Here is a 26,652-nt window from a genome sequence, read left to right as displayed (position 1 = left end):
AATCCTGCGTTGGGGTAGGGATGGTGGGTGTGGTGCGTGGAGGAGCGTGCCCTGCGGACGCGTGCCGCCCCAGTTCTCCGTGGGTCGGCCTCCGGCGGGCCGTTGCGTCCCTGGTGAGAGAGATTTGCAAGCCTCAGTGCGCAAGCCGTGCGAAGTGCTATGAATTGGGCGCGGTGAAGCGGGAGTTCAGCCTCCCGCAAGGAGCGCGGAGTGGGAGAGGTCCATGGGATTCAATCGACGGCAGACGGACTCGGTCGGAGTTCCGAGTGATCCGGACCAGTTGTACCGGTTGCTGGCTCGGGGGAATCGAGGGCCTGACTCCGTCTGGGGGCACCAGTCCAAGGTCATGGAACACTGGCACACCCAGTTCCATGACAAGGAGGATGTTGCGCTCGAGTTGCCGACCGGTGCGGGCAAGACCCTCGTCGGTGGGCTGATCGCCGAGTACCTGCGCCGGGCTGAAGGGTCCCGCGTTGCCTATCTGTGTCCCACGCGGCAGTTGGCTGTGCAGACAGCGCGGAAGCTGGAGGACTACGGAATCCCACCTTCGCTCCTCATCGGCTCGTGGAGGGAGTGGGACCAGGCCGACCTGGCGCGCTATCAGGCCGCCGGGTCCGTTGCCGTCAGCACGTACAGCCACGTGTTCAACTCGCGGCCGAAGATCGACACTGCCGACGTACTGATTCTTGACGATGCGCATGCGGCCGACGGGTACGTGTCCAAGCCCTGGAGCCTGAAGGTCAACCGTCGCTCGCACGAGGGTGCCTACAAGGATTTGCTTGCCGCTCTGAGCCCGGCTTTGGATCCCCTCCTACTGCCGCATCTGTGCTCTGAGAACCCTGGGACCCAGTACCTGACAGGGATCTACCTGGCCTCGCCCGTGGCCGTCGCCGCCCACGCCAGCCATGTGGAATCGGTCGTCCGGGAAGCTGTTGCCCAGAACAAGGTCAGCGACGACGCCGTGCACGCATGGAAGTTCCTCGAGACTCACGTGGCGGACTGCCTGGCGTACGTGTCACACCGCGAGATTCTCATCCGCCCTCTGATCGCCCCGACCTTCCAGCACAACGCCTTCAGTAGCCCTAAGCAGCGGATCTACATGAGCGCCACATTGGGTGCCGGCGGAGAGCTAGAGCGAGCCTTCGGACGGCCCAGAATCCACCGCATCCCCGTCCCTTCTGGCTGGGACAAGGAAGGTACAGGACGGAGGTTCTTCGTCTTCCCGGAAATGACCAGGGACCTGGCCTCCGACAGAGACGCAGTCGCACCCTTTGTCCGGCGAGTCATTGAGCAAGCCGGACGGGTGGTAGTACTCACCCCCGAAACCCGGGTGGCCGACCAGTTCCGTGAGCGATACCTCCCAGAGAACTACCACACCTTCGCCGCGAAGGAGGTCGAGGACGACCTCACTGTTTTCACCTCACAACCTGCTGCCGCGCTGGTTCTGACGAACCGCTACGACGGCGTTGACCTTCCTGATGAGGACTGCCGGTTGGTCGTTTTGGATGGCCTGCCGGCAAAGGGGGACCTTCAAGAGAAGTTTCTCCATGACTCCGTTGGCGCCGAAGAAGTGCTGCGGGAACGCATCCGTGCACGTATCCAGCAGGGTGCTGGCCGGGCGACGCGTAACATCCGGGACCATGCTGCGGTTGTCGTACTCGGCCGCAGCCTGACGTCCTATTTGGCCCGCCGCGACATCCAGGCATCCATGCACCCCGAGATCCATGCTGAGCTGGAGGTCGGCGTCGACGCTTCCCTCGACCAGACCTCGGACGGCGTGTGGGAGAACCTCGAAATCTTTAACCGTCAGGGCTCCGACTGGAGCGAGGTTGACGAGGACATCGTTCGAAATCGGGAAACTTACGACCGGCAGGACGGACCCGGCGCCGCAGCACTTCAGCGAGCCGTTCGCAGCGAGGTCGCTGCTGCGAACGCCCTCTGGTCCAAGGACCACCGCTTCGCACTCACCTCGATCAAGAGCGTCACCGATCAGCTTCGCAACGCTCAAACGCCCAAGCGATACAGCTCGCTGTGGAGCTATCTCGGATTTTGCGTGGCCCACCGCCTGGGTGAGGCCACCGGGGAGGCGCAATTCCAGCAGGCCGCAGAAAGCTACTTCAAGGAGGCACGGCGGAACAGCCTTGGAACGACGTGGTTCGATCGTGTCGCCCCTGTTGCAGCCCCTAGCGCAGCTGCGGTCGAAGAACTCGACCCAACTGACGAGGTGGCTATGAACTCCATCCTGGCCGCCAAGGACCTCTGGGAACCAGAAGCCTTTCAAGCCGCCCTAGCGACCAGGGCGGGTCTTCAACAGTCAGAGCCCGATCCTTACGAGGACGGCCTGGTTCACCTCGGGCGCCTCGCAGGAGCGAGTAAGAGCTATGGAGATCCCCGTGACGGCAAGGCTGCCAAGCCAGACGCCGTGTGGATCTTCGACAGTGCCCGGTGGGTCGTGTGGGAAGCAAAGAACCAGGCCAAGAACACAGGCGAGATTGGCGCGGACCAGGCGCGGCAAGCCGGCGGCCACCGGCGAACCACAGAGAAGGCCGAGGGTGCAGTTGCGCCCGCCGACTCCATCTGTGTCCTTGCGTCTCCAAAGCCGAAGGTGCACGAGAGTGCGTACAACGTTGCCGAGGAGAACGTCTACTGGGTACAGCCGCCCCGGGTGCTTGAGCTCTTCGACACGCTCACACGCGCATGGCAGGACGCGCGAGCCCGCGATCTTCGAACGATGACCGTCACGGCGCTCGCTGCGGTCTTTCGGGCGCACCAGGCACTACCTTCCCAGTGGCTTCCCACTCTCCGCCAGCACCCTCTCTGGCGTACGCCAGAAGAGTAGTTACAACGCATTGCGTAGGTTGGTGGTCGTCCCGCATCAGGCACCGTTCACGGCGGAAGCGCTGGCTCTGCTGATACTGGAAGACAGGTTGAGGTGGGCTCTGCGGATTCTCCCCATCGCCACGGTCATCGCAGCATGGCGATGGGGAGTCCTCTGGTCTGGCCCCGCCGCAACGTTTTCGCCCCGGGTGGCAGCAGGTGCCAGCTGCGAGCGTAGTAGTCCTCACACTTGTTCGTTTTGCGTCGCCGTCGTCGTGCCGGTTGCTTGAAGGCTCGGCTGGTCTCAAGGGTGGACTGGTCGGCAGCTTGGGTGGGTGATCACGCCGACCGCCGCGTCTAGGCCACCCGCGAAGAACTCCGGATCGCGATCGTGACCTGGAGCGAGCGGACCTACCACCGGTGCCGCAGACAAGCCTCATTCGGCCGGTTGACCCCCATTGAATTCGAGACCGTCATGACCGCGCTGGCCCTTCAGGCCGCGTGACTGAACCTGTCACCCGAACCTGCGTCAGACCCGTCGACGCGTGGAGTCGAAGATAGTGAGCGAGTGCCCGTTGCGCGGTGCCGGTGTGCGTCCTGGCTACCTGGTCGGACGCCGTCTTGAGTAAGTAACCACCTCCGTCCGGCCCACTGGACGTGTGGCTGATCGACAGCGAAGCAGTCTCCACGCGCATCACGACCGGTCCGGACTGGTGCCTGATTGTGGAGGCATCGGCCCCCTTCGCGGGGTACGACATGGCGGAGTCAGGCCACGTTGAGGTGGCGCCTGTCAGCGGCGAGACCCCATTCGCAGATCACCTCGGCTAGACGGTGCTGGCAGTTGCGCGGCATTCTGCCTAACGCCCGCCTTGTCTTCGTTCCCCGCGGCTCCACACCCATCGGGTCCAGTAGCTGACGCGTCAGGTCCGGTTGCAGCCCGTGCCTGCCTTGACGCAGGTCAAGGCAGGCACGCAGGTGGCCGGCGCACTCCTAATGCACCTGCCGAGGATGCGTCGCGCGGTGGCGTCCGAGGCTAGCGATCCCGCAAGCAGCTTCCCCGGACGGGCTCTAAAAAGGCAAGTTCAACTTGGGACACCCTGGAACGCGTTTGGCGCCTAGATCGCTCCGCTCTGCGTGGCAATGACTGTGACCAGCGCAAACGGCTACCAAGCGGCCTTTGGGACAGCTTGGAACGACCTTTTGAACGCCGGATTCCGGTTGGTCCACAGCATGCACAGTGGGGCAGTATCTACTGCATACGCCGCACCATTGAGGGCTCCTAACCCTGTCTGCGTGGTATGCGGTGGCGTCCGAGGAAGCCGTCCGTCTTAGAAAGGCTCTGTCGTGAGTCGAGTTTTCCCTTGTATCGGTCCGATGATCCCCCGTGTCCGAAAATTCGGCATTATTGCCGCCGTGGTCATCGTCGTGATTTCTGCTTTCTGCTCCACGACTTGGGAAATCCCTTCCATGGTTGAGATTGAGCTGATCACAGCTGTGATCAGCATGATTTCTGCCCTGATTGGACTTCTCGTGGTGCTGGCACCTCGGTCGAAGTCCCAGGTCGCCTGACGAGTTGATCGATGGGGCATCACGTTGAGAAATCGGCGGCTCCAAGGCCCAGTTTGCACGATGTGGCGCGACAGCTAGAGCTGTCGCGCCAGCAAGCTGCGCTTTCTTATGGACAGCTGTCCGCGATGACCGGATATGGCAAGTCTACTTTGCACCGGGCTTTGACCGGTAAACGCTGTCCGTGGGAAGTCGCCGAAGCCATCGCGAAAGCGTGCGGAGCGAAGGTAGACGAGATAGAGAGGGAATGGGTTGCGGCACAGACTCCTCTTTCGCCGGCGTCGGCTCAGCCTAACCCTGAAGCAATCAATACGTGGAGTGATCTCTACTCGGCAATGCAAGTGCTGCTGGCCAAAAGTGGGTTAAGCCTGCGGCAACTTGAACATCGGGCAGGTTCGGGAAGGTTACCGAGAACCACAGTGAACGAGGTTCTGCGAGGTCATCGTCGGCCTCGTGAGGAAATGCTGATCGATTTCGTCCGAACACTGGATGGAGAAGGTGAATTATCCACGTGGGGGGCGGCTTGGCAGAGGGTCCACGCCAGCCGCAGTAGCGGCTGGACACGATCGCACGAGCCGGTGCTCGTCACACCCTCAGCCCGAGTTCTGAGCGCTCTGGGCGACATCGATATGAGCGAGGTGAACTGCTTTGCCGAGCTAGTGGATAACGCCATTGATGCCTGGGCGGCTGACAGCGAGTTGGTGGACGCAATACCTAGGATATCGATCCATTTCGAGAGGGATGTCGCGCGGCGCCGACAGGACATAGTTGTCATCCGGGACAACGGCCCAGGAATGGATCGCGAAACTCTGGCGAGCGCCGTGGCCCTATCGTGGGCGGGGCGCGCCAGGCAGGCAGGATTGGGCCTGGGCTTCAACATAGCCACCGCCCGGCTAGGGAGGTACATCACAGTCCGAAGCGCCAAGATCGACAGCCCTGCGTGGACGGTACTTACGATCGATCTCTTAGGCATGAGTCAAAGCGGTAAATGGGATTTGCCGGTGATGACCCAGGAGAAAATCGAGTCGGACGACCATGGCACCGAAATCACGATCAGAGGCCTGCGGGAACCTTGGCGGGAATCCAAGGGGGGCACGCTACGGAGACATTTGGGGGATCTTTATAGCTATCCGATCAGATCGGGCATGTTGGCGATCGAGGTGAACGGGCGTCAAGTGGGACCTCGCCAGCCCTGCATCTGGGGAGAAACTCGCTCGGTCTCTAGGCGTGGAGGGCCCGTCGGCGCGATGGTGAAAATCGACGTGCCGCTTAGCGATGCAGTGCTTTGTCTCGATTGCCAACACTCCAACCCGGCGAAGTCGGAAGCGTGTTCGTGGTGCGGGAATTCCGGCCTCGTGGTGCAGCGGCGGAAAGTGTGGGGTTGGATTGGTGTCCAGCGGTATCTGGACTCAAGCGATTACGGGATCGATTTCATACGCAACGGTCGAAAGATTCTCAGGCGCGACAAGAGCCTTTTCAGCTGGGAGAATCCGGATACGCTTAGCAGTCACCTAGAGTACCCGTTGGAAGTTCCCGGGAATCGGGGGAGGATCGTTGGAGAGGTTCACTGTGACCATGTCCCTGTGAGTTACAGAAAGGACGACTTCAATCGCGACAGCGCCGAGTGGCGAGCAGTTGTGGGAATCGTGCGCGGCGAAGGTCCTCTGAGGCCACTTTACGCCCGACAGTACGGTTATCCAGTAAATGACAGTCCGCTAGCTGTAATCTTCAGGGCGTTTTATCGCAATGATCCGGGCCTCAAATGTCTAATTCCTGGCGACGGGACGAAAGCGATTCACTCGCAGGCTGCAGAATGGGCGCGTCTATTTCATGGCGGAGTGCCGGAGTATCAAAGCGATGAAGCGTGGTACCGGGCGGCTCAAGTGCATGATCAGATTCGTGCGTCGGGAGGATCTGACACGGAACCCCCTGCTCATGAGATGGGTGGGTGACCTGACGTCGAGTGGTTGCGTCGAGAGCGGCTCACGTTGAGTCTCAGGGCGCGATCCCGGAGGTGATCAATTACCGCAAATGGTGACATTCGACGGTTTCGTCATCGAGACACTGATCCCCGGAACTACGCAACACGACTCTCCGCCCCGAGCCTGGTGAAAGAGACATGGCCAGCGCGGGACACGCTCACTGCTGAAACAAGCTGGGGTGTGGGACTCTGTGGCTACTGCGAGCTTGCGGTTGCCAGCTTCGCCATCCCGGAAACGCACATGTGCAGCGACTGCTTCGAGTATCGATATCAGCGCTACTGACCCCCGATAGGTGCTGGTTGGGGTGGTACACGGAGTGCGAGTCTCCTACGGTGCTGCCCGGGCGAGGGAAATTGGCGGTGATACGGCATCCCGTCCGGCAGAATCGGGTGATCGACACGCCCTTTGGGGGAGCTATGCAGGAACTCCGCTTCGACGACGATATTCGGTTCACCGCGGCGGTCTACAGCGACCAGATGTGGCTGCACCGTGCGCTGGGAGCCTACGAGCTGAGCGTCCAGCTCGCCGTCGGGGTGTCGCCCTTCACCGAGGCCGGGAAGATCCTCGCCCTGGAGGCGGACCTGTTCGGCTTCGAGGCGACGGGGCAGCGCTCCCGGCTCGCCCGGACCACGGCGAACCTGGCGTACACCCCGACGGTGACCGTCCACCGTGTGAACCTGTCGTTCCTACTGACCTCGTTGCAGGTCCACGCGATTGAGGAGGGCCGCGCCGGCGACATCCGGTTCGAGATCGACCTCAACGCGACCCTGCCGCAGGCGCCCGGGTACCCGGGGAGCGCCCAGGACACGGCGCACATCACCATCGCCAAGAGTCGATGGGAACAGCAGCTCGCGCAGCTTGGGCCGTCTGCGGCGTTCGAGATGGCGGTGCCGTACCCGATCGGCGATCCGGAGCGGGACGGGGTCGGCCGGACGCTGCGGGAGGCGCAGCGGCTGCTGACCGTGGGCGAGGTGCGGGCGTCGATCCTGGAGGTCAGGCGGGCGCTGGAGTGGGTCCGGGAGAACGTCACCTGGGACAACCCCGGATCGAGGAAGCAAGCCAGCCAGTGCAACCAGACCGAGCGGTGGTGGCGGATTCAGGACGCCCTGTACAGCCAGACCTGCGGCGCCCTGCACAACGATGCGGTCACCAAGGCCTTTCAGTACGACCGGGCCGAGGCGGAGACGCTCCTGGCGATGACCTCCGCACTGCTGCGGAACGTGCCCGTCACCAGCGCGTGACGGGGCGGCCTGGCGCTCGCCCCGCGATCGAAACGAGGACCGCATGACAATCGAGCACAACGGCATTGCAGGCCCCTACTTCGAGTACGACGGACTGCCCGCCCTGCACGCAGTGGATAAGGATCTGCCGCTGATCCATCCGTACGCCCCAGTGGCGCCCGGCCGCTACATCACGTCCGGCGGCGGAAGGCTCACCATCCGTCCGGCCGACATGGGCACCCACATCCGGATCACGCTGGATCACCTGGGCTGTCCGGCCCAGCTCACCGACGAGAAGAACGCCGCCTTTAAGCGGCTCGCCCTGGCCGCCGAGGGGTACTGCGTGCAAGGTGGGTGTCGACACCGTGCCGCGTACGCGGACGGGGTGCTGCGCATCTTCGAGGTGCGAAACGGGAGCATCGCGCTCGCCGCGTTCGTGCGCGCCGCGCTTGCGGTCGAGCTGGGGGACTTCACGCCCGCGGACCGGCTCTTGCAGGAGACCGAAGCACTGGCCGGGCCTGTCCGCCGGGAGGACGAAGGGGACAAGTTCAGCGGCGGCTAGTCTGTATACGAGCGCGGATACCGGCCTGGGGACTGATGGGCAGTACGAGTTGACGGATCACGGAGGTCCTGCCGCGTTGTGTGGCGGGACGCCGATCTCCCGTAGGTGGACTTGAAGGCTGACCGGGGCCATCGGCTGTCTGGAGAGTGATGACAGATGGGTGGGGCCGCCTCGTTCCAGGTTCTACTCTCCCGATCTGCTCCAATGCTGAACAACGAGTGACTGTCCGAACAGCTCACCGACGTCCGGGAAAATCCGAGCGACCCTTGAATTTCTCGGCAGCCCGGATCAAAAAGTCCAACTTCTCCCGAGCCGGTTCTTCGCGGTCAGTCAGGAGCATTGCCTCGGCGAACCCGTAGGCGTAGCCGATCATGATGTTGGCCGGGGCTGAGGATTCCTCCTTACGGGCGCACAGGAAGTCGAACCACTGGTCGAGTTCATCCTTCAAGGGGCCACTGTGCAGTTCGCTCGTTGGGGGCGTACGCAGCGGTGTCTGGCCGAGGTCGATCCGTTCGGCCGCGTCCTCCTCGTCCACGCGCACGGAACCGATCCCGCGGCAGTCGTCGCATCGATCCCAGTGGAGTTCGCCATCGGCTCCGGCGACTTGCACGGATCCGTCCCCCCGGCAGTCGCTGCACGTGAACTCGTACTCGCCCGCGACCAGTGCCATGTGAGTGCGCCTCCCCCATAAACCGTGTTACAGCACCGGTGATCCTACGCGGATGCCGCTTCGCCGGAGTCGAGTACGGGAGACTCTGGCGACCACCAGCGATGAACCGGTCGGCACACCGCAAGCGACGCGGGTGGCCAGGTCGAGAGCCGGTAGGAGCTGCGGCATGCCGTCGAAGAGCCTGGCGGCATTCTCCGCATCTTCATGTGGCTTCTGCATGTTCTGGAGCAGGCCGGCCGCCTCGGCGTTCATTGCCGTGCCAGCATCAGTCGCCGCCTCAACAGTCTCGGAACTCGCCCACCTGCCCGCCGATTCCCCGGTGAGCAGCACGCCGTCACTCCTTGGACTCGACGTCGGCGATCAGGGCGAGGTCTGCGGGGAGCGGCGGCCCTCCTTCCCACGCTGGTCGGCCGGGTTAAGCAAGGCCATCACGGCGGCCCGCAGGAGCACGGCCGTCCGGGTCAACAAGGCACGCGAGACCCTTGTCTCCCGCAATCTGCCGAATTCCCCCAGGCGGCGACCCCGAAGAGCATAGGATCTCGAAATTATCGATCACGGGCCGCGCAGCCCGGGGGACTCCTTCCCGGAGAAGAGGGCGCCGCGGCCCCGTCTGCGGGGGAATCTGTGTACTTGGCGCATCTTCGGGTCGAGAACTTCCGGGTCTTCGGAGCTGCGGCCCAGAGCGAGGGCGAGACGGACGCGTCGTTGGACCTGTCGTTCACGGCCGGGACGAACGTGCTAGTCGGCGAGAACGACAGCGGGAAGACGGCGATCATTGACGCGATTCGGTTGTGCCTGCAGACCGCAGCGACGGACTACTACCGGGTCTCCCAGGACGACTTCCACCTCGGGAAGGACGGGCGGGCGGAGACCTTCACCATCGTGTGCGGGTTCACCGCCCTGTCGACCGAGGAGCAGGCGGTCTTCCTGGAGTTGCTCACCCACGACCGCGGCGGCGCTGCCTGGCTTTGCGTGACGTTCAAGGCCCAGCGGATGGATCCGGTACGAAACCGGGTCTCGGTCACCACCCGGACCGGACCGGACGGCAACGGCCCCGCCCTAGACGGCGCCGCACGCGAACTCCTGCGCGCCACCTACCTGCGCCCCCTTCGCGACGCGGAGGCGGAACTGCGCTCGGGCCGCGGATCACGGCTGTCCCAGATCCTCGCTGGCTACCCGGCGATGAAGGACCAGGGCATTGATGACTACGACCCCGAAGGCGACGACCCTCCGTCCACTCTGGTGGGGATCCTGCGCCGCGCCGAGCACGACATCCGATGCAACGATGCCGTCTCTGATGTGAGCCAAGACATCAACTCGGCTTACCTGCAGCGGTTCGCCATCGGCGACGACGTCCTGCGCGCCAAGATCAGCGTCGCCACCGACGCGACGCTGGCCCGCGCGCTGGAAAGGCTCGAACTGAACCTCTTCGCCGAGTCCGACGAGTGGACACGCCGCGGGCTCGGCTACAACAATGCCTTGTTCATGGCAGCGGAGCTCCTCCTGCTGGGCAAGAGCGAACTGGCACCCCTGCTGCTGATCGAGGAACCCGAGGCGCACCTCCACCCCCAGCTCCAGACCCGGATCATGGACCTGCTCCGCGACAAGGCCCAGGGTCCGCAGGAAGGTGGCAGAGCCCCGGTCCAGGTCATCCTCACCACCCACAGCCCCAACCTCGCCTCGTCGACGTCCGTCGAGTGCCTGACCCTCGTCGTTGGGGGCCGCACCTTTCCGCTGCGGCGCGGTATCACGCGCCTGACGGGCGAGGACTACGCGTTCCTGACCCGGTTTCTGGACGTCACCAAGGCCAACATGTTCTTCGCTCGAGGCCTGGCGATGGTCGAGGGCGACGCCGAGGCGATCTTCCTGCCCGCTCTCGCCGCTGCCCTGGGCATGCCCTTCAACGAGCACGGCGTCAGCGTGGTCAACGTTGGCCACGTCGGCCTGTTCCGGTACAGCCGCGTCTTCCAGCGCTCCGGCGAGCAGATCCCCGTCCCCGTCGCCTGCATCCGCGACCGCGACCTCGTCCCCGCCGGCACCTCGGCGGAGATGCGCGGCGGCCTGAAGTGCTGGGACGAGATGACGGAGCCGGAGATCACCGCGCACGTCGCGGACCTCGCCAGCGACGACGACGGGCCAGTGAAGACCTTCGTGTCGAACTGGTGGACGCTGGAGTACGACCTCGCCGTCACCTCCTGGACCATGGCCAGGCTGGTGCACCGCGCGGTCAAGCTCGCATCCGTTGCAGAACGGTCCTGGCCGGACGCCGCCAAGACCGACCAGGTCATTGCACGGGCCGACAAGGACGTAGACGAGTGGGCAGACCGGCACCTCACTCTGAAACAGGTGGCCCTGCAGATCTACAGACCGCTCAAGCTCAACAGCGCCAGCAAGTCGATCACCGCGCAGTTCGCCGCGCAGCTCCTCGCCTCCACCTCGCTCACGGAGAGCGACGTCCCACCCTATCTAGTTGAAGCGTTCAAGCACCTGTGCGGCGAGGTGGCCGCGTGACCGGCACGTCCCTGCCCGATGCCTTCGCCACCCACAAAGTGGAGGCCATGGTTAAGCTCCTCGGGCTCGACCCGCTCGACGCCGAGCAGTGGGACTTCCTGCAGAGCGAGACCACACAGGACCTCCAGGCCGCCCCGGGGTCGGGCAAGACCACCTTGATCGGGCTCAAGCTCGCGCTCATGGCCGACGCATGGACCTCCGCGACGTGCGGTGTGTGCGTGCTGTCCCACACCAACACAGCCAAGAACGAGATCGCTGACCGGGTGGCCTCCCTCGCCGCGGGGCGGAGCCTGCTGCGCTACCCGCACTTCATCGGCACCATTCAGTCCTTCGTGCACACCTTCCTAGCGCTGCCGGCCGTGCGGGCCAAGGGCGTCGAGGTCCGGTCCGTCGACGACGCGGCCTTCGAGACCGCAGCAATCCGGCTCCTGCAGCACCCTAACTACTCCACCTTGCGCAACTACGTGGAACGTCAGCGCGACGGCACCGGTATCGTCAGCGGGGCGACGTTCACCTACAAGGACGGCGAACTCGTGGTCACCGGCGCGACCAGGGAACCCCCCTTCCGCGCTGAGACAACCAGCGGCAAGCAGTTGTCCAGTCTCAAGTGGACGCTGGCCCGTCGAGGCGTCTTCCGCTATCAGGACATGTACGCCATCGCCAAGCAGTACCTCGCTGAGCACCCCGGCATCGTCCCGGCCGTCTCCGCGCGCTTCCCGTTCGTTCTCCTCGACGAGATGCAGGACACCAGCGCCACCCAGCACGAACTGCTAGACCTCGTCTTCGCCTCCTCGCCCACCGTGGTGCAGCGAGTAGGCGACACCAATCAGGGCATCTACAGCGACGCAGATGCCGTGAGTGGATCCGCCTTGTTCCCACTGTCCGGCGCCGCGGAGTTGCCAGTCAGCCGCCGCTTCGGACCGCAGATCGCGGCCGTGGCCAGCCGCCTGGCCGTCCGGCGTCCTCAGCAAATCCACGGAGCCGGTCCCCACGGCCAGGTGGCGGTATTGCTGTTCGACGAGACCACAGCGACCGACGTCGTGCCCACCTTCGAACGCATGGCCGCCGTGATCGTCCCCGAGGACATCCTCCTCAGGCGTCCCCCGCGTGTGCTGGGCGCGCGGCAGGGCCGGGGAGGCTCCCAGGCTTACCCGCAGTCGATCTCCTGTTATGTGCCCGGCTACACTCCGCCCGGCCGCCCGACGGCCCATCGCGCCCTGATCGACGCGGCCCGCGCGGCAGGGACCCAGTGGAGGTCCGGCGCGGACAGCCACGAAGTGTCCACCGAGTTGTGGAACGCCTTGCGCGCGTCCTTCGCGCCCCTGACCGGCGAAGCGCTACCGGCGCTGGGCCGCCTTGAGAGGTCTGCGGTGACCCCCGGCGGCAGGGTGCGGATCCTGCTGCGCGAACTCCTCGTCCACGGAGCTGCATTCGACGAGGCGGGCTGGGGCATGATCACCGAGCAGCTGACCGTCCAGATGAAGCTGCTCGCCGACCGGCCGCTGAAGACCGTCGGCCTGGAGTTCACCCCCGCAGCCGAGGCGGCCGCAGCAACGGGCGGCTTCCCCAGGAGCTCCGCCGCAGTGCCGGCGATGCGGTCCGTACCCGGGACTATTCAGAGCGCGAAGGGCGAGACCCATGCAGCAACGCTGATTCTGGAGTGCCTTGAGAAGAATGGCAAAAAGTTCGACGTGACCGAGGCGCTCCGCATTGTCGCGGAGGAGGGCGACCCCCAGCGGGAGCTGAAGAGTGTCCAGGCCGCTGTGCAGCTCGTCTTCGTCGGGGCGACGCGCCCCACCCACCTGCTGGTGCTCGCCGCCCACCGCGACCGCGGCAAGCGGTACGCGGAGGTGATGATCGACGCGGGCTGGGACGTCCGGGACCTCACCGAGCACTGATCCCTGCATCCCTCCCGGCGGAACCATCCCGCCCGCTGGCTAGAGGGCGTCTCTGTCACCGTGCGTTTGGGCCCGGTGGCTGGCGGGCCCCCGTACCCCGGCAGCGGCGTGAGGATGAAAACTCTGGCGCGCGCAGCACGCGCCTGCGATCTCAGCGCTGTGAGGGCGGTGGCGCCGAGAGCTGGGGCAGCACCCGGACTGTGCCGCCTCTCGCGCCGGAAGTGGTCTTGAGGTTGTCGTTCTCCACCTCCAGGACGTGGATGATGCGGACGAGTCGCTTGACCTCCTCACGTAGTTCGTTGCGCTCTCGGCGGACCTTCTTCAGTGCTTCCGCGAGTTCGTCGCGCTCCTTCTGGAGCCGCGTGGTGTCCTTCGGGCGGATGTTCTGGGCCCGCACCAGGGCATAGAACAGTTCCTTGAGACCGGTGTGCTTATGCGTGAGCTGTTGCGCCTCAAGCCCGCCTCCTCGGCGAGCGACTTGATCGTCAATTGGCCGTCGGACCGCAGGGGCACTCCGGTCAGCAGCCGGACCATCGCATCGGTGATTGCCTGGATCTCATCGGTGTCGTCCGGCCATTGGGTCCGTGCAGCTTCGGCGGCGGGGCCGAGCGCCGAGGCGATGATCTCCGTTAGCTGCCCACGACGGCAGTTGCCGGGACCTCACACGAATGCGGGGCTGGGTAAGCGAGGTCACCAAAGTGCCTTGGAGCTGACGCTGGCTTGGTCCTTTGGACGTTATGCCAGAACTCGCTGCGGCGAGTACCGGGTGTTCGGGTTCAGGCTGGGTTGTCGGGATGCTGGCTGATCCAGGCCAGGCCGATGGGGTCCAGGTGGTGGCGGGCCCGGGTAACGGCGACGTACGCAAGGCGGGCTTCTGCCTCATCGACGGGCTGGGGAACGGGGTGGCCCTGGGCGTCGACCTCATCGGTGTCGGCGGGCGGCGTGAAGTCGGGTGCGATACGTACCCGGGCCCATTCCCGGCCTTTGGCCTTGTGGGCGGTGGAGACGGTGACCTCGGCCGCGTCTTCGGGAACGAGTCGGTCGACGGCCTGCAGGATGGCCTCGGGTCCGTGCTCGTCGACGAGGTTGGCGAAGGGCTGCAGGTCGCGGCCGGCAGGGTCGTGCTCGGCGTAGTCGCGCAGCGCCGTCCAGGTGGTGAACAGCACGAGTTCGGGGTGGTGGGCGCGGTGTCCCTGGATGAGGTCGCGGGCGGCCCATGCCAGGGCGCGCAGGGAGTCACCGCCGCCGACCAGCGCCGTTGCGATGCCAGCGGCGATGAGTGTGAGGACCTCGGTCATCGCGCCGATGTTGGTACGGCACAGGACCGCATCCGGGTGCCCGGCACGGGATCCGATCGTGGTGGGAATGTCGGGTGTCCCGGTCAGCCGGATGGGAGCGTTGCTGAGGGTGAGCCAGCGGTTGGCCTCCGTGGCAAGCGTGGGGCCGAAGCGGAAGGAGCGGGTGAGCGTGAGGTGCTGGCCGGTGAACCGCGTCATCACATCCCGGGCACCACGCCAGCCGTAGATGGCCTGTGCCGAGTCGCCAACCATGACGATCTGAGTGTGGTCTTGCTGGGCCAGGACAATCTGCTCGAGAACGGGGTTGGTGTCCTGGGCCTCGTCCAGCAGGAGGAAGTCGCCGTGCAGGACGGGCTCAGTCAGGGCCCACATCTTCAGGTAATGGTCGTGCTCGAAGCGGACCGCGCCGCCGTAGGGGTCCTGCAGATCGGCCCACGCCTTCGCCGCGTACGGCAGGATCAGGTCGGCCAGTTCGGCATGGTCCTCGTCGTCCAGACCCCGCAGGCGCGGAACGTGGTGGTGGGCCAGTTGCATGTCGGCCGACTGGCAAAACCGGGCGACCGTCCGCAGCGTGGCGTTGGACAGCGTGGCCGGCATCAGTCCCGCCCGGCCGATGTCGGCCGGGGCGTTAAGGCCCAGGTCCTGCCCGATCCGCCAGCCAGGCCGCCTAGGAGCATTTAGGCGGCCGCGGAAGCGGTGGCCGAGCGCGGCGTAGGCCAGTGAATGGGCCGTCTTGCACTGGACCGCCGAGGGAAAGCGGGCGGCGGCGTCCAGGGCGATGGCCCGGTTGAAAGCGAGGTATCGCCCACGCCGCAGTGGCATCTGTTCCGTGAGGAAGACGAGCGTGGATGTCTTGCCTGTGCCTGCGCCAGCCTGGATGGCGAGGTGGCCGCCGCTGCGGAACGCCTCCAAGGCGGCGGTCTGTTCGTCGGTCGGGGAAAAGGGCATGGAACAGATCTCTCCGGAAGCTCGAAGCCCGCGCCACAGACACGTGGGCGCAGGGAAAGGGCCGCACCCTGGTCAGGTGCCGGAGTTAAAAAGTGCCAACGCATCCGCCCGTGTCTTATGTACGCGCCGCCCGGTCCGCCCGATGCGGTGACAAGAAGGCGACAAGAATCCGAATCCAAGACGCACGTGCGAGAGCGCCACCACGTTCGGGTGGCCGACGGGTGGCTGTGCTCAGGCGTCGGACTTCGGAGGCTCGTGCCCCGCGCATAGTGGATCCAGGAGCTCGCCCAGCGGGATGGAGAAGGCGTGGGCGAGAGCGTGCCAAGTGGCCAGCGTGCCGATCGTGCGGCCCTGCTCGATCTCGATCAGAGTCCGGCGTGACAGACCGCTGCGCGAGGCGAGTTCGTCATAGCTCCATCCGAGCTGCGCACGCAGGCGAGCGAGGGAGAGCCTGAGTGCCGTCGGGTCGGGCTCCGGCGGCGGGATGATCGTCACGCATCCATCCGACGGTGCAGACCCCTGCCCTGACAGTGCAGACCTCTGCCCTATTTTGTGTTGGTAAGGGTTGGCTCCGGTAGGGCAGGGGTCTGCACTACGGTGTTCCGCGTCCGGAGCCGCCCGGACGCAGGGTGGGCGGCTGACTGCTCACGGCTTGGAGGGACCGATGTCCATGGCACTGTCCGCACGCGCCTGGACCGTCACGATCAGCAGTCCGGCGGGGCGGCCCGTGCTGACGTGCAGTGCCTGCCCCCAGTCATTCGTGGCCGTGGGCGCTGATGGGGTCGTGCAGGTCCGTCGGCATCTTGCGGGCCACTTCGTCGAGTCTCGGCTGCCTGCCTACCTGCGTACCTGTCAGTGTCGGGAAAAGGGTTGTGTATGGCACGGGCGCCAGGGGCCCTGTTCCGGTCCGCTGCGGCTCCTGCTGATCCGGGCGGGCCGCGGCCTCACCTGGCACCTTGCGGATGCCTGCGTCGCGTGCGCTGCCGCGATCCCTTGCGCCGCCACCGTCCCCGAACCCCCGCAGGACGCGGCCGGCCGCCATGTGCGGGCGCCCGTGGGCGAGGCGGTTTCGGACCTCACGTGTGAGCCTGTCGAGTGGGTGGAGGCGCTGTGAGACGGAGACCGTGTTCGCCCAGTGGATCTGCAGACACCCCGTCGCGGTGCTGGATCCGGCCCGGGCGGGACTGATGGCTGCGCTGTGGGGCACAGGCACACGTTCGTCGGCCCGCTGGAGTGTGATCAGATCAGAATCGGCAGATATCTCCAGCCGCTGCCGCGCACCGCGACCTGAAGAACCCGAAGGCCGCCCTGACCTGGAACCAGCCGCGATGCCGACAGGGGTCTTCACGCGCTCAGTCGGCATGCGTCTCGCCATCGTCGGGACCGCCCACCTCCAGGCCCGCGACCTGGATCACGGTCTCGAGCTCGGCAACCGGTCCGTCGACGCCCTCGCCCGCGTCCAGTCCGCCCGCGCCAAGGACTATGTCCGCGAGTTCATCCACCGCCCCCGCAAGGAGCTCGGCGCTGCAGCCTGATGCGCCGCCGTGACCTGCGACGTAAATTCGAAGGCAGTGCCGATCGCCGTGGGCGGTCAGAAGCAGAACCAGGCGGCCCGGGGTAGACCGGGAGCCTGACTCCGCGCCGTCTAGGCTCTGTACCGAACCACAGGACTCCCCCCGGCGAGTGCGACGTAGTCGTGCACCGCGGGGGAGGGAGTGTTTGCACTGGGTCGGCGTGCCGATCCCGATGCCCGGATCGCGTCAGGAGTCGAGTGTGCGGAACGGGATGACGTTGTCCGCAGCTAGGAGGTCCGGCGAGGGCGCTGTTGTGTGTTGTTGATGGGTGAGGACGGCGTTGGCCAGCGTCAGATTGGTGACCAGTTGACGGAGTTCTTTGAGTTCTTTCTCCTTGTTGTCGAGGGTCTTCTTGAGCTTGGCGACCGTCTCCCGCAGCTGCTGTTCTGGCTCCGGCACCTGCTGGGTCTCGGCGCGGACACGCTGGTAGAACTCATTCTTCAGGTCGACGTGGCGCTTGAGCAGTGCCATGCGGTGGACGCCGGCCTCTACTGCGAGCGCGGTGGCGGTGAGGCCGCCGTTGGAAACGGTGGCCTGTCCGGCAAGGAGCCGGTTCATTGCCTCGCGAATGCGGGTGCGTTCGTCGTGGTGCGATGGGTTCATGTGAGGTCCTTGGCGCTCTGGGCGGTGGCGTCGTGGGCGTCGGCGGCGATGCGGAGATTGTCGGCGTTGCGTCGAAGGCGCCTAGCGATCTTCTCGGGTGCAGCGGAGGTCAACTGGTCGATTTCATCGGCCCGTTCCCGCATGTCACGGGCGTGGTCATCGGTGCGGACGGTGTTTCCGCAGCCTGTCTGACAGGCGTATTGCCTCGGTGCAGTGGCGTCCGGTTCGGGCTCGCAGAGCGCGTTGTCATGCTTGAATGCGCAGATCAGGAACGCGTCCGGGTTGTCGTAGAGCACGACACCGTCACGGGCCAGGAATTTGGCCGCTTTCTTCGCGAACGTGCGAGGGACGATCCGCCCTTCGAACCGGGGGGTCGACGCAGCAGCGGTGATGGCCCGGCGGGCGGCAGGGCCGGAGATCTTCTCTCCGTCGGCGAGACGGTCGCGTAGGTGAGCGGCGGTGTCTGCGGCAGCCAGCGCAGTTTCGACGTCGAGGACGCTGTGGACGCCGCCCCGGCTACGGGAACCGTAGGCACTGGACGTGCGGGCGTTCAGCACGGTGCGCATGTGCCCGTACTGAATCGCCAGCGCGATCAACCCGCCCGGGCGGCGGGCGATGTGCCAGGCCAGAGTCCTTCTGAACCGCGCCATCCCGATGGCTCCGTGCGGATCTTCGGGGATGACCTGGTCGGGTAGGTGATGGACGTGCGCCTCGTGGTTCGCCCACGCCACGAAGTCTTCAATCCGGTCCCTCAATGATGAACCTTTCAGCACTCCGTGAAGGCTGCGCCGGTAGATGTAGTCGTGGTGGGAGGAGCTCAGCAGCATTTCCTCCGGGGGCACCATGCGTTCGAGGACACGGATGGCGTGGACGACGGGCGTGATGGCAACCCATGGAACTTCCCGTTCCTCGCCTGCTGAGATGTGGTTGCCGTCATCGTCGGTGACGTTCTTGTAATGATGGCTGCGGATCAGGTGACGACTGGGCGTGCCGTCGGCGGCAGGGTCCGGGTCAGGGCAGCAGCCGGACCGCAGACCCTGCACTTCCTGCGGACGCATACCTGTCAGGTAGAGGCAGATGATCACCGCTGCGGTGCCGAGGTGCCGCATGAGCTCGCCGGCCTCGTCGAAGTCCATGTGCTCGCGCCAGGGATTCCCGTTGATCTGCCCGATGACAGGCACCGGCAAAGGACAGGGACCCGGCCGTGCGTTGGCCAACTCGGAGAGGCGATGCCGCTCGTTGAACCGGTCGACCTGGCTCAGGCTCGCACCGGTGAGGGCGGCCACGTATGTGCGCGCCAGACTGCGTCGGCCGTGCATCTGCACAGAGGGGAGCGGCTCACCTGACCGGGCCGCAGGAAGCAGAAGCTGGGCGAGGGCTGCCAGACCCTCTGGGCCGGCCTCGTTGTTCGCGGCTGTGGCGAGCAGGCGTTCACGCGCCTGCCAGGACGCGAGGATGTCGTCGGCGAAGTCGTCAACAAACCGGATCGCCCAGACCAACAGGGGACCGAGGACCTTCGGGTCGAGCGGTTCCATGCTGTTTTCTGCGCGCGAGCCATCAGCCGAGGGGAGGTAGTCGTCAATCCCCTCCTCCTCCCAGGGAGGCCGGGTGATGCCCGCAGGGCTGGCACTGAGCTGATCGAATGCCCAGAGATCCGTCAAGCGCGCGCAGATTTTTTCCGCGCTGCCACGGTTCACGCCGTCGGCCAAGCGCTCGGATATATAGGCGCGCCACACATCCTCGGTGCAGGCGTCGAGGCTCGTGATGCGGCGTACGTGCAGCCAGCGCGCCAGCCTCAGCCACTCGTAGCAGGTGTCTCGCATATCCGCGGCGGATGTCCTGCCTCGGGCACGGGCCCCTCGGTCTTGAAGGTAGGTCGGCCGGAGCCGACCGTTGATCATCGTCCAGGTGGCAAGTTTGACCTGATCGAGGAAGGGGGCCGGGCAGCCCCTCCAGTAGATCGTGAACAGCCTGGTGCCGGGATTGTCGATGAGCGGGGCCAAGGGCCAGATGGCTGCGCCATAGCGGGCATTGGCGTGCACATTGCCGGGCTTGATCCACTGCGGCAAGATCGCTGGGCTGTCCGGTCCGGGCAGGGACAGGACGTAGGGGTCGGCTTCGGCAAGGCTGGTCATGGCGGGAGGTCTTCCTTAAGGAGAAGCCGGACAATCGTGCGGTCGTTGTCGCTGACCCGGCCTGGGTCCGCCGTCCAGGCGGTCAGACCGATCTTGTCGCGCAGGTGCTCAAGCCGCAGCACGTGATCGCCCCAGCGCTCACGGAACCTGCGATCGTCCGTAACGGACCGCAGACTCAGGATCTGCTGGTACAAGTACGCGAGCCGCGGGTGATGGCCAGGGTGCACATGGGCGTTGGGACAGGCCAGACAGAGCAGAAAGTCTGCCCCGCAACCGCCCTCGGGAGCTGGCCAAGGACTGGAGTCTTCGTCCTCGCAGTCCGCTGTTGCCGTCTCTTGATGGCTTGGGTTCGGCGAGTTCGCGATCTTCCCGCCGAAGGCGGTGGCGCGTGCCTGATCCAGAGCCTCAAGAGCACCAGCTTCGAAGACACCACGCGAGGCCTTTTGAACCTGCAGGTCGGGCAGAACGTAGATGCTCTCGTGGGTGCCCTGCGTGTGCTGCAAAGGGCGGCCCACATGGGTCACCGTGGTCCGGCGAGCCCGCTGGAACGGCGACCCGCCCAACCCCTGGCCGCGCGCCCACCGCGACGCCAGATCGTCCGGGATCCCGAAATCCAGGAGGCCTAGCGAGGCGGGCCGGTCCAAGTCCCTATGCTTCTTCTCGGGTCGGTGGCTTCGAGCGACCATCAGTAGGTCAGTTCCCGGCACCAGCGTGTTGGCGAGGGCACGACCGTGAGCTGTGGCCGTCAGAGCTTGGGTAACCAGCCTTCCGGGGGAGTCGGCCCCTGAATCGGTCACGTTCTCGGTGGAGAACCACCGCCCCTTACCGGCGCGGTGCTTTTCGACCTGAATCTGGTAGGTCACCGAGGTTGTCTCACCGGCCGACGGCGCCGCAGTCGGCACTGGCATGCAGTCGTATTGGGACAGATTCCATCCGAACTGGTCGGTCAGCAGCACTGCTAGCGCCGTGAGCTCCGAGCGGTCGAGGAACAACCGGCCCCAGGTCTTCTCCGAACGGTTGCCCCCCAGCAGCTTGCGATGCGTAACGTGGACCTGCCCGCCCGGATAGGTCGTGCGCGGCACGTCCCCCGTGCGGGCGGTGTGATCGAGGATTTTCCCGATCTTCCACTCACGGCTGCCTGTAACAAGATGGCCCGCCCGCCACTCCTCTAGCAGTTGCGTGTTCTCACTGATCCGGAGAAGGGCCGCGCGGAACTGGCGTCGAGCGGTCAGCACCACCCGCTCCCGCTCGGCCTGCTCATAGGACTGCTTACTGGGTGTCGGCGATGGAATCCGGCGGGCCAGTTCTTCCGCCACCGGCCCGGCAGTCAGCCGTGGATCCTGCCGCAGCAGAGTGCGCACTGCGCTAAGCAGGCCTCGACCGCTGTTTGTGTCAATGTGCTTATCCCGCCAGCTCTGCAGCATGGCGACCGTCAGACCGTCAAGGTCATCGGGCGGGCACTCCAACGAGCCGACGAACTGAGCGAACAGCCCGATCTTGCTCCAGCAGGTGTTTGCCGTTCGGTGACTGGTCCAGTTGCGCGACTGGGCGGCAAACGCTGAGGCCAGCGACCGCTGCATCGGTCCAGCCACCTCAAGGCCGCCGAAGTCGTACTCTGCCTTGCGGCCGGCCTTGTTGATGACCGTCACGACGACAGATCCTGGGACCAGCGCCGGCTCGGCACGATGGTCGGGAGGCGGGGGCTGGGCCCTGTGTCCCCGCCCGCTCACGACACTGCCCCGAGGAGCAGGTCGATGTCCTGGATGCCCGCCGTCTCCCGGGCCAGCCGGGCGAACACGCCATCTAGATCCTCGACATCGTCGCCCTCATCAGCGGTTTCTGCAGCAGAGAGGATCGACTCGAGTTGCAGATGCGCGACCGGCGCGAGGTAGTGCCGCTTCGTCGTCTCCACATCCGCATGTCCCAGCAACGTCTTGACCAGCCACCACGGGTCGCCGAATAGCAGGGCGAAGTCCCGCCGGTCCTTCTTGGTGAGCCCGTAGCGCTTCTCGAACAGCTCGTTCAGCAAGATCAGCATGTAGAGCGCCATCGAGTGCCGGCAGGAGTGCGGCGTCATGTACGGGGTCTTGGCCTGTACCTCTGCCAGCCTGAACTGCCGCCGGATCTCCCGCTCTTCCTCTGTCAGGAGGGTCATCTCGCAGCGCAAATTGGCCATCCGGAATACACCGTTCCACCGGTCAGGGGTCATCGGCAAACCCTGTTCCGTCAGCCACAACCACGCTGGCTCCGGCCCTTCCGGTCCCTCGATGAACAACCACTGCCGCTCACGCCAGCCCAGACGGCTGAGCTCCTTGCCACCGACAACGCCGTCCGAATCCACCCACTCGACCTTCGGTCTCAGACCATGCGTCACCCGTGTGACAAGCCGCATCATCGGCAGACGCTGATAGCGGCCCGCCTCTTGAGCGCGTTGCACGGCCCACGCCCGCTCCGATTCGACGTACGCCTCGACCTGGCCGACGGAATCCACTGACGCGTAGAACGTCCGACTGTTCTTGGACCTGGTCACCGCTCCAGCGATCTGGCCATGCATGTAGCGGCCATGGCGCAGGCGCTGAGTCGGCAGCTCGAAAAGGAGCAGCGAACCGCCTTCTTGTCGCCGCAGGCCCGAGCTCAGCAGTAGCTGCACGAAGCTCGTGTTCCGCAGCTCAGTCCGTGATTCCCACATCGGTGCTGCGAGACCGGAGCGGGTGTGACCGCGCAACCCGATGTCTGACCACAAGCCCCAGGTCCGCGGGGTCCCCCACGACACTCGCGAGCTGACGGAGTCTGCCGCCCGGTCTTCGCTTCGCGAGACATCCACCGGCAAGGGGTAGACCTTGCCCCACTTGAACAGTTTCGTGAACGCCGCAGCCTCGCGGTCCCACTTTGTGCCGCTGATCAAGGTGGGGTTCTCCGGGGCATCGCACCGCCAGTCCCGGTAATCCTCCAAAACCCGCGGCGTCGCTTCCCTCCATGACAGCCCGCGCGAGGACAGATAATTCAGCAGTAGCCGGTAGTCCGTCCCATAGTTCCTCTTCGTCTCCCGTTCCAGGTTTCGGAAAACCGTGGATCGTACGAGATCCAAGAAATCCCGGTCCACTATGCCGTCCGGCCTGACGTACACGGGATCGCCGGGCTTGAGGCCGATACGGGCCACCGCTCCCGGCAGGTCATGCACCCCGAAGCTGCCGTCCGTGGGCGGCGTTCCCCACTGCCCCGGATCTGGAACCCACACCACGTGCCACTCTCTCAATCCGAGCTCCTCCCTGCGCGCTTGAACAGATGACATCATCAGGGAAGTGGAGAACTCGGGCGCGGCCTGGCCGCAGAAGAAGCTCACGGTGGGCCTGAGCCCCGCCTCCGTCCCCAAGTCCGGCAGCGGCTTCGACCTGTCAAATGTTTCGCAAAGACTTACTTAGCCCTGGCGGGTTCGCCCTGGCCAGGGGCACGACGAAGCCCCGCCGGCCACCACACCGGCGGGGCTTCGCGCTGCGGGGCCCTAGTTCCCGTTCAGGGCCCGATGGATCAGCACCCTGGCCAGGATGCCCAGGGCTACCGGGTCCGGCCCTACGAGGTCGGCGTGCGCGCGGTGCGCCCACACCTCCCAGCCGGGGCCGCTGTTGGCTTCCTGGTGCCCGAGATACACCGCATCATCCGGGTTCCCGATCACCTCGTCGCAGTGGCGGCATACCCGCTGCCGGCTCACCGGTGCGCCTCCGTCAGATTCTCCACGTGGTCGCACAGGGCGTTGACCGAGCGGGCGAGCCCTTGAGCGTGGGCGATGCCTGCGGGCAGGTTCCGGCCGGGCTCCTGGCCGAGCCGCAGCCGGGCCGACCCGATGCACGCCAGCGCGCAGGCCCGGGGTACGTCGTCCTCCGGGAGGCCCTGTGCGGCGTCCTCCACGGCCGGGACGAGCAGCATCATGTGCCCGCGCAGGGTGAGCGTCAGGGTCTCCAGTTCCTCGGGGGACGGGGGTTCGGCGTCCTCGGCGAGCAAGCGCAGGGCCGTGGACCGCATTGTCTCGATGTCGAGCGGGCGCGCATCGCGCGCTTCTGGTGTTCGAGGTCGGGAGGTACGTTGCATGTGTCGTCCGGTCCTCTCCGGTCGGCCACACCCCGGGCCGTGACAGCGGCGCCGGGGCCTATTTAGTTGGACCATATAGGGCGCTGTAGGCAGGTGTAGACCCCTCTGTGTGTCTTCGCAGGTCAAGGGGTGTCTACGGTGCCGGTGTGACCAAGGAAGACGACGACCTCCCCGTGATTGACCCCGCCGGCCCGCAGCTCGTGTACGTGGTCATTGCGGACCACGTCGAGAAGCAGATCCGGCGGGGAGACCTGCGCCCCGGCCACCGTCTGCCCGGTGAGCTGACCTTGGCCGCGACCTACGGCGTGGCCCGGATGACGGTCAGTCGCGCCGTCCGGGAACTGCGCGAGCGCGGCTTGGTCGTGACCGTGGTCGGCAAGGGGTCGTTCGTGGCCGACCCGCTGCCATCCCCGCCGGGGGACTGAGGCGCCGTGCTGTCCCCTTGTCCCCTTGTCCCCCGGCGGGACAAGGGCCGGGACATCCCCGGGGACATGTCCGGGGACAAGCCGCGCCCCTTTGTCCCTCCCTCCTTCAGCCCCCGCCCCGTCTTGTCCCGCATCCGTTGTCCCTGGAGACACGGGCTGTGGAGGGGGACAAGCCCGAGGGGACATGCCGCCACCTGCCCTGATGCGGGGACAAGACGCCCTCCCCGGAGAGCGCGGGACAAGGGGGACACGACGTGTCCCCGGACATGTCCCCTGACGTGTCCCGGCCCGTGTCCCAAGGGGACATGACAGAACCCCCGCCGAGGGTGACCAGCCCTCATGGGCAAGGCGGGGGTTCTGCCGTGTCCGGCCCCGGAAGGAGTGGGGGCCGGGGATCAGGGGGACCGGTAGGGGTCGCCGTCGGCCCGCATCACGACAACCCCGCCCGGATCAGATGGTCCACAACCTTGGCCCGCTCACCCTCGGACCAGAACGGGTCCCGGATCAGCTCCCCGAGTGTGGTTGCCTCGCCCCAGGTCACGCCGAGGATCGTTTCCATGGCCGCGAGGGCCTGCCGCGCTCGGCCCGCCGCGTCCTGGAGCTGCGCGCGGGTGGCGTCCATGATGGGCGGCTGGGGCGTCGGGGTGAGGTCCACGCCCGTGCTCAGGAGGACCAGTTCCACGACCGTTCCCACGGCCGCCCGGTAGTCCTGGGTCAGCGCCTCGATAGCTTCGCGGCCGTTGTCGATGAGTTCCTGCCGTGCCGTCACCGCTCGCTCCTCTCGCGCAGGTCGAACAGGGCTCCTCCGCCCTCCACGCCGCAGGCCGCCTTGACCCGACGACGATCCGGGGCGGACAGCTCGTTGAAGTGGGCCAGGCACGGCCGCCAGTTGGAACCCTCGCCGGCGCAGACGCACCGGTTCGTCGTGCCGCGCTTCACCGGCGGGACACGGAACGGTCGGAGGTGCCGAACACGGCGGCGTGGGCGGGGCAGTACGTGGCGTGGGTGCAGCCGCAGGGCAGGTTGCCCCCGCCCCGCCTCGCAGGGGCTCCAGCGGCCGTCACAGCCGCTGTGGCGGGGTCCACGGTCGCCAGGCTGCGCAGGGCCGCCGCATGACGCTGGGAAGCCGCTGAGAGGCCGTCACGGGCCGCGCGGAACTCCCGTTGCGCCTTCGCCCGTTCCTCGGCCCGCTGGCGGTCCCCGACGGCCGCATCCAGGCGTGTGCGGGCCTTCCGGCGGGCCGTCGCCTCCTGCTGCCATCGGGTGCGGTCACGCGGGCACGGCTCGGCGCCGAGCAGGGCCCGGTAAGCCGGCGAGTCGGCCGGGCGCATCCCGCCCAGCGCACGGGCCGAGGCATCCGCGAAGCACCACCGGCAGTTGCCCCGCCACGCCTCGCGCGGTATCGCGGCCGTCTCGACGGCGGCCCGGCCGAACAGGGCCACCGCGTCCGGGTTCAGAGTGCGCAGCGCGTCCCGGCCGCGCGGGGAGGAGCTGACCCGCCGGGCCTGGTCGGGGTTGGCGATGTCCTCGCGGCCGTCGGCCAGCACCACCTTGTCCAGCTCCTCGTCGGGCCAGATGGTGCGGCGCACCTGCCGGGCGAACGCCACGGCGTCCGGCTGCCGCAGGGACGCCTCCAACTGCCGTTCGTGCACCAGGCGCTCGACGTCGTCCGCTCGGACGGCCGCCGGTTCGCCGGCGCGCGAGGCATCGCGCACTCGACCGGTGCGCATCATCTGGCGAAGCCCTCGTTCCGTGAGCCCGAGGACCCGGGCCGCAGTAGAGACCGGTATCTGATCCATGGCCTGACCTGTCCCGTTAGGTTCCGGAAAGCAACATCCGGAATGAAAGATACGCTCACATTCGGCGCACGCTTTCCGCTCGCCGTGTGGTCGGGTCAAGTCAGGGAGGCGTGCGCCACTTTGATTTAACTAATTCATCACCCTTCCGGGCAGTCAGTGATGACTTAGTTAAATCAATCGAACCGTAATGTTCGGCACGCCCCAGCCGCCGTTTCAATCAGTCATTTAGCGCGCATAATTGACGTAGCGGCCCCCGATGGGCCCCATGCGGGTACGGCGCCCGCCAGGAACGCCGGCTGTGCACGTAGGCCGGAGGAGGGGAGAGCCCTCCAGCCGTAGGACTCGATTTTCACGGAGTGCTACGTGCCCAGGAAGTACACGGTCTCTCAGGCCGTCATCGAACGGAATCGCAAGGGTGCCGCCGCCACGAATTCGCTGGACCGCTACGTCCAGCGGATCGTGGACAGCGCCCCGGAACTCACCCCCGAACAGCTCGACAAGCTGCGGGCCCTGCTGCGGCCGACGGGGGGCGCGGCGGAATGAGCGCATACGTAGAAA

General features: G+C 66.1%; 24 protein-coding genes and 3 pseudogenes. 13 read left to right on the top strand and 14 right to left on the bottom strand.

Annotated elements, in window-relative coordinates; all coding sequences use genetic code 11:
• Positions 1 to 223: 223 nt before the first annotated feature.
• From ABZY20_RS19030 to ABZY20_RS19000, 7 genes and pseudogenes are all read left to right on the top strand, one after another.
• Positions 224 to 2,839 (top strand): DEAD/DEAH box helicase, encoded by a 2,616-nt coding sequence (locus tag ABZY20_RS19030; RefSeq protein WP_356442684.1) that lies wholly within the window; start codon positions 224 to 226, stop codon positions 2,837 to 2,839.
• A 324-nt stretch (positions 2,840 to 3,163) separates the two neighbouring features.
• Positions 3,164 to 3,322, top strand: a pseudogene (locus ABZY20_RS19025) (IS3 family transposase); the annotation flags it as partial.
• An 869-nt stretch (positions 3,323 to 4,191) separates the two neighbouring features.
• The gene (locus ABZY20_RS19020; protein WP_356442683.1) at positions 4,192 to 4,386 is read left to right on the top strand and encodes a hypothetical protein; all 195 of its coding nucleotides are present in this window, start codon (positions 4,192 to 4,194) and stop codon (positions 4,384 to 4,386) included.
• 11 nt (positions 4,387 to 4,397) lie between these two features.
• Positions 4,398 to 4,613 (top strand): annotated as a pseudogene (locus ABZY20_RS19015) (helix-turn-helix transcriptional regulator); the annotation flags it as partial.
• A 231-nt stretch (positions 4,614 to 4,844) separates the two neighbouring features.
• On the top strand, positions 4,845 to 6,335 hold the full coding sequence (locus tag ABZY20_RS19010) for an ATP-binding protein (RefSeq protein WP_356442784.1): 1,491 nt from the start codon (positions 4,845 to 4,847) through the stop codon (positions 6,333 to 6,335).
• 446 nt (positions 6,336 to 6,781) lie between these two features.
• Positions 6,782 to 7,606, top strand: a complete 825-nt coding sequence (locus ABZY20_RS19005) for a hypothetical protein (RefSeq protein WP_356442682.1) — start codon at positions 6,782 to 6,784, stop codon at positions 7,604 to 7,606.
• 43 nt (positions 7,607 to 7,649) lie between these two features.
• Positions 7,650 to 8,147 carry a DUF6420 family protein gene (locus tag ABZY20_RS19000; protein WP_356442681.1) on the top strand — a complete coding sequence of 166 codons (498 nt, stop codon included), beginning with the start codon at positions 7,650 to 7,652 and terminating at the stop codon, positions 8,145 to 8,147.
• A gap of 235 nt (positions 8,148 to 8,382) precedes the next feature.
• Here the strand turns inward: ABZY20_RS19000 and ABZY20_RS18995 are convergent, their stop codons facing one another.
• The gene (locus ABZY20_RS18995; protein ID WP_356442680.1) at positions 8,383 to 8,817 is read right to left on the bottom strand and encodes a hypothetical protein; all 435 of its coding nucleotides are present in this window, start codon (positions 8,815 to 8,817) and stop codon (positions 8,383 to 8,385) included.
• 27 nt (positions 8,818 to 8,844) lie between these two features.
• Positions 8,845 to 9,147, bottom strand: coding sequence for a hypothetical protein (locus tag ABZY20_RS18990; protein WP_356442679.1), 303 nt, complete (start codon positions 9,145 to 9,147; stop codon positions 8,845 to 8,847).
• 300 nt (positions 9,148 to 9,447) lie between these two features.
• Here ABZY20_RS18990 and ABZY20_RS18985 point away from each other — a divergent pair, with 300 nt between their 5' ends.
• Together ABZY20_RS18985 and ABZY20_RS18980 are read left to right on the top strand one after the other, a co-directional pair.
• Positions 9,448 to 11,328, top strand: a complete 1,881-nt coding sequence (locus ABZY20_RS18985; protein ID WP_356442678.1) for an AAA family ATPase — start codon at positions 9,448 to 9,450, stop codon at positions 11,326 to 11,328.
• The gene (locus ABZY20_RS18980; protein WP_356442677.1) at positions 11,325 to 13,226 is read left to right on the top strand and encodes a UvrD-helicase domain-containing protein; all 1,902 of its coding nucleotides are present in this window, start codon (positions 11,325 to 11,327) and stop codon (positions 13,224 to 13,226) included. The genes ABZY20_RS18985 and ABZY20_RS18980 overlap by 4 nt, the downstream gene beginning before the upstream one ends.
• A gap of 151 nt (positions 13,227 to 13,377) precedes the next feature.
• Here the strand turns inward: ABZY20_RS18980 and ABZY20_RS18975 are convergent, their stop codons facing one another.
• The 3 genes from ABZY20_RS18975 to ABZY20_RS18965 all read right to left on the bottom strand — a co-directional run bounded on the left by ABZY20_RS18975 (position 13,378) and on the right by ABZY20_RS18965 (position 15,967).
• Positions 13,378 to 13,623 (bottom strand): hypothetical protein, encoded by a 246-nt coding sequence (locus ABZY20_RS18975; RefSeq protein ID WP_356442676.1) that lies wholly within the window; start codon positions 13,621 to 13,623, stop codon positions 13,378 to 13,380.
• A 379-nt stretch (positions 13,624 to 14,002) separates the two neighbouring features.
• The gene (locus tag ABZY20_RS18970; protein ID WP_356442675.1) at positions 14,003 to 15,472 is read right to left on the bottom strand and encodes a UvrD-helicase domain-containing protein; all 1,470 of its coding nucleotides are present in this window, start codon (positions 15,470 to 15,472) and stop codon (positions 14,003 to 14,005) included.
• 231 nt (positions 15,473 to 15,703) lie between these two features.
• Positions 15,704 to 15,967: a helix-turn-helix transcriptional regulator gene (locus tag ABZY20_RS18965; protein WP_031087651.1), complete on the bottom strand. Its 264-nt coding sequence runs from the start codon at positions 15,965 to 15,967 to the stop codon at positions 15,704 to 15,706.
• 866 nt (positions 15,968 to 16,833) lie between these two features.
• On the opposite strand from ABZY20_RS18965, the gene ABZY20_RS18960 reads away from it, so the two are divergent.
• Positions 16,834 to 17,007 carry a hypothetical protein gene (locus ABZY20_RS18960; protein WP_356442674.1) on the top strand — a complete coding sequence of 58 codons (174 nt, stop codon included), beginning with the start codon at positions 16,834 to 16,836 and terminating at the stop codon, positions 17,005 to 17,007.
• A gap of 225 nt (positions 17,008 to 17,232) precedes the next feature.
• Here the strand turns inward: ABZY20_RS18960 and ABZY20_RS18955 are convergent, their stop codons facing one another.
• From ABZY20_RS18955 to ABZY20_RS18940, 4 genes are all read right to left on the bottom strand, one after another.
• Positions 17,233 to 17,649 carry a hypothetical protein gene (locus tag ABZY20_RS18955; protein ID WP_356442673.1) on the bottom strand — a complete coding sequence of 139 codons (417 nt, stop codon included), beginning with the start codon at positions 17,647 to 17,649 and terminating at the stop codon, positions 17,233 to 17,235.
• On the bottom strand, positions 17,646 to 19,784 hold the full coding sequence (locus ABZY20_RS18950; RefSeq protein ID WP_356442672.1) for an integrase: 2,139 nt from the start codon (positions 19,782 to 19,784) through the stop codon (positions 17,646 to 17,648). Before ABZY20_RS18950 ends, ABZY20_RS18955 begins: the two co-directional genes overlap by 4 nt.
• Complete coding sequence (locus ABZY20_RS18945) at positions 19,781 to 21,433, bottom strand: hypothetical protein (RefSeq protein WP_356442671.1); 1,653 nt, start codon at positions 21,431 to 21,433, stop codon at positions 19,781 to 19,783. Before ABZY20_RS18945 ends, ABZY20_RS18950 begins: the two co-directional genes overlap by 4 nt.
• A gap of 77 nt (positions 21,434 to 21,510) precedes the next feature.
• Entirely contained in the window at positions 21,511 to 23,040 is a 1,530-nt protein-coding gene (locus ABZY20_RS18940; RefSeq protein WP_356442670.1) for an integrase, read from the bottom strand.
• Between the two features lie 46 nt (positions 23,041 to 23,086).
• Between ABZY20_RS18940 and ABZY20_RS18935 the strand changes: the two are divergent.
• A pseudogene (locus tag ABZY20_RS18935) lies at positions 23,087 to 23,182 on the top strand (magnesium chelatase domain-containing protein); the annotation flags it as partial.
• Between the two features lie 104 nt (positions 23,183 to 23,286).
• Here ABZY20_RS18935 and ABZY20_RS18930 read toward each other — a convergent pair.
• Positions 23,287 to 23,433, bottom strand: a complete 147-nt coding sequence (locus ABZY20_RS18930; RefSeq protein ID WP_356442669.1) for a hypothetical protein — start codon at positions 23,431 to 23,433, stop codon at positions 23,287 to 23,289.
• Positions 23,434 to 23,489: 56 nt separating this feature from the next.
• A complete protein-coding gene (locus ABZY20_RS18925; RefSeq protein ID WP_356442668.1) occupies positions 23,490 to 23,804 on the bottom strand; it encodes a DUF6415 family natural product biosynthesis protein in 315 nt (104 codons plus the stop codon).
• 212 nt (positions 23,805 to 24,016) lie between these two features.
• Between ABZY20_RS18925 and ABZY20_RS18920 the strand changes: the two genes are divergently transcribed.
• Complete coding sequence (locus ABZY20_RS18920) at positions 24,017 to 24,295, top strand: GntR family transcriptional regulator (RefSeq protein WP_356442667.1); 279 nt, start codon at positions 24,017 to 24,019, stop codon at positions 24,293 to 24,295.
• A 430-nt stretch (positions 24,296 to 24,725) separates the two neighbouring features.
• Here the strand turns inward: ABZY20_RS18920 and ABZY20_RS18915 are convergent, their stop codons facing one another.
• The 3 genes from ABZY20_RS18915 to ABZY20_RS18905 are packed head-to-tail and all read right to left on the bottom strand — an operon-like array spanning position 24,726 to position 26,094.
• The gene (locus tag ABZY20_RS18915; RefSeq protein ID WP_356442666.1) at positions 24,726 to 25,064 is read right to left on the bottom strand and encodes a hypothetical protein; all 339 of its coding nucleotides are present in this window, start codon (positions 25,062 to 25,064) and stop codon (positions 24,726 to 24,728) included.
• Positions 25,061 to 25,234 carry a hypothetical protein gene (locus tag ABZY20_RS18910; RefSeq protein WP_356442665.1) on the bottom strand — a complete coding sequence of 58 codons (174 nt, stop codon included), beginning with the start codon at positions 25,232 to 25,234 and terminating at the stop codon, positions 25,061 to 25,063. The genes ABZY20_RS18915 and ABZY20_RS18910 overlap by 4 nt, the downstream gene beginning before the upstream one ends.
• On the bottom strand, positions 25,231 to 26,094 hold the full coding sequence (locus ABZY20_RS18905) for a hypothetical protein (protein ID WP_356442664.1): 864 nt from the start codon (positions 26,092 to 26,094) through the stop codon (positions 25,231 to 25,233). The genes ABZY20_RS18910 and ABZY20_RS18905 overlap by 4 nt, the downstream gene beginning before the upstream one ends.
• Positions 26,095 to 26,457: 363 nt before the next feature.
• On the opposite strand from ABZY20_RS18905, the gene ABZY20_RS18900 reads away from it, so the two are divergent.
• Positions 26,458 to 26,637 carry a hypothetical protein gene (locus tag ABZY20_RS18900; RefSeq protein WP_356442663.1) on the top strand — a complete coding sequence of 60 codons (180 nt, stop codon included), beginning with the start codon at positions 26,458 to 26,460 and terminating at the stop codon, positions 26,635 to 26,637.
• Positions 26,638 to 26,652 lie beyond the last annotated feature (15 nt).

Origin of the sequence: Streptomyces sp. NPDC006624 (assembly GCF_040611555.1) — a bacterium.
In the GTDB taxonomy this organism is placed as follows: Bacteria; Actinomycetota; Actinomycetes; order Streptomycetales; family Streptomycetaceae; genus Streptomyces.
The sequence above is the reverse complement of the archived record's forward strand: the minus strand, read 5'-3'. Positions and strand labels throughout refer to the sequence as shown.